Source organism: Fibrobacter sp. UBA3629, from assembly GCF_002374005.1.
GTDB lineage: Bacteria > Fibrobacterota > Fibrobacteria > Fibrobacterales > Fibrobacteraceae > Fibrobacter.
This window is the reverse complement of the sequence record NZ_DFLC01000009.1, coordinates 1-1,092: the sequence shown is the minus strand read 5'-3', so window position 1 is coordinate 1,092 and position 1,092 is coordinate 1. Positions and strand designations below refer to the sequence as shown.

At 45.3% G+C, this 1,092-nt stretch carries 1 protein-coding gene; it reads left to right on the top strand.

Translation table 11 applies throughout. The annotated features are described in order from the left end of the window. Positions 1-89: 89 nt before the first annotated feature. A complete protein-coding gene (locus B2310_RS03030; RefSeq protein ID WP_290728572.1) occupies positions 90-1,079 on the top strand; it encodes a permease in 990 nt (329 codons plus the stop codon). Positions 1,080-1,092: the final 13 nt, after the last annotated feature.

Genomic DNA, 1,092 nt, shown 5'->3' with positions numbered 1-1,092 from the left:
TCCTGACGCGTTCAGAGGGACTGAAACCGAAATTCTGCAGGAATTTCGTCGTGTAAGGGATGAAATAGACACGGCAGTAAGGGCTTTCTATGATACAATCATTCACCGATAATCTTGTTTACAACATCATTGGATTGGATGGCTCGTCTCCTTTGGGCTCGACGATAAATTTCTTCGTTTACGACAGCCTCAAAATTATCCTGATATTGCTTTTTATTAGTTTCCTGATGGGGCTGCTGAATACATTTTTCCCGATTGAGGCAATTCGCAATTTTTTGTCGTCGCATCGTTTGTACGGAATCCAATATTTCCTCGCCGCAATCTTCGGAGCGGTTACCCCTTTCTGCTCATGTTCCAGTATTCCCCTGTTCATCGGTTTTGTCAGGGGCGGCATCCCCCTTGGCGTCACGTTCAGTTTTCTTATAACATCGCCACTTGTAAACGAGGTTGCTATTGCTATGCTTGCGGGAACATTCAGATTGAAAGTGACTGTGATTTATGTAAGTTCCGGCGTGTTTCTTGGAACATTTTTAGGGATGTTCCTGGAACGGTTCAAGCTGGAAAGATTTCTAAGCGATTGGGTGAAAAATTTGCAGCGGACAAACGAATCCGTCAACAACGATGCAAAGCCATGCAGCCTTAAGCAAAGGGGCGTTCAAGTACTGCAGAAAATACCCCAAGTAGCAAAGGATGCCCTTGGTGTAACGCGTTCGGTTTTGCCCTATGTGCTTGCAGGCATTGCGATCGGCGCATTAATGCATGGTTATGTTCCCTCGGGATTTTTTGAAGAATACCTGTCAAAAGACAAATGGTTTGCCGTTCCCCTAGCGGTAATTCTTGCCGTTCCCATGTACGCAAATGCCGCTGGAGTTATTCCCATTGTCGAGGTTCTTGTTCAAAAGGGTGTCGCTCTTGGCACGGCACTTGCCTTTATGATGGCCGTTGTGGGACTCTCGCTCCCCGAAGCCATGCTTTTGAAAAAGGTCATGACACTTAAGCTGATATTTGTCTTTTTCGGAACGGTTACAGCGGCAATCATCGTTCTTGGGATCGGTTACAATCTTTCTATAAGTTCCTGATTATTTAGTTTGT

Coding starts and splice junctions, on each gene's coding strand:
- B2310_RS03030 (WP_290728572.1), top strand. CDS start 90: ATGATACAATCATTCACCGATAATCTTGTTTACAACATCATTGGATTG.